The 1,208-nt window shown below is 51.8% G+C and carries 1 rRNA gene; it reads left to right on the forward strand.

The features are described 5' to 3' along the window. Nucleotides 1–37: 37 nt before the first annotated feature. Nucleotides 38–1,208, forward strand: a 23S ribosomal RNA gene (locus tag OGY06_RS00065); the annotation flags it as partial.

Raw genomic sequence — 1,208 nt, forward strand, 5'->3', positions numbered from 1 at the left:
CCGATGATGAATCGAAAGAAACATCTTCGGGTTGTGAGGTTAAGCGACTAAGCGTACACGGTGGATGCCCTGGCAGTCAGAGGCGATGAAGGACGTGCTAATCTGCGATAAGCGTCGGTAAGGTGATATGAACCGTTATAACCGGCGATTTCCGAATGGGGAAACCCAGTGTGATTCGTCACACTATCATTACGTGAATACATAGCGTAATGAAGCGAACCGGGGGAACTGAAACATCTAAGTACCCCGAGGAAAAGAAATCAACCGAGATTCCCCCAGTAGCGGCGAGCGAACGGGGAGCAGCCCAGAGTCTGAATCAGCATGTGTGTTAGTGGAAGCGTCTGGAAAGTCGCACGATACAGGGTGAAAGTCCCGTACACAAAAGTGCATGTGTTGTGAACTCGAAGAGTAGGGCGGGACACGTGGTATCCTGTCTGAATATGGGGGGACCATCCTCCAAGGCTAAATACTCCTGACTGACCGATAGTGAACCAGTACCGTGAGGGAAAGGCGAAAAGAACCCCGGCGAGGGGAGTGAAAAAGAACCTGAAACCGTGTACGTACAAGCAGTGGGAGCACCCTTTGGGGTGTGACTGCGTACCTTTTGTATAATGGGTCAGCGACTTATATTCTGTAGCAAGGTTAACCGAATAGGGGAGCCGAAGGGAAACCGAGTCTTAACTGGGCGTTAAGTTGCAGGGTATAGACCCGAAACCCGGTGATCTAGCCATGGGCAGGTTGAAGGTTGGGTAACACTAACTGGAGGACCGAACCGACTAATGTTGAAAAATTAGCGGATGACTTGTGGCTGGGGGTGAAAGGCCAATCAAACCGGGAGATAGCTGGTTCTCCCCGAAAGCTATTTAGGTAGCGCCTCGTGAATTCATCTTCGGGGGTAGAGCACTGTTTCGGCTAGGGGGTCATCCCGACTTACCAACCCGATGCAAACTGCGAATACCGAAGAATGTTATCACGGGAGACACACGGCGGGTGCTAACGTCCGTCGTGAAGAGGGAAACAACCCAGACCGCCAGCTAAGGTCCCAAAGTCATGGTTAAGTGGGAAACGATGTGGGAAGGCACAGACAGCCAGGATGTTGGCTTAGAAGCAGCCATCATTTAAAGAAAGCGTAATAGCTCACTGGTCGAGTCGGCCTGCGCGGAAGATGTAACGGGGCTAAACCATGCACCGAAGCTGCGGCAGCGACA

The sequence above is a fragment of the Citrobacter sp. Cpo147 genome (assembly GCF_030332405.1).
Taxonomy (GTDB): Bacteria; Pseudomonadota; Gammaproteobacteria; order Enterobacterales; family Enterobacteriaceae; genus Citrobacter; species Citrobacter portucalensis.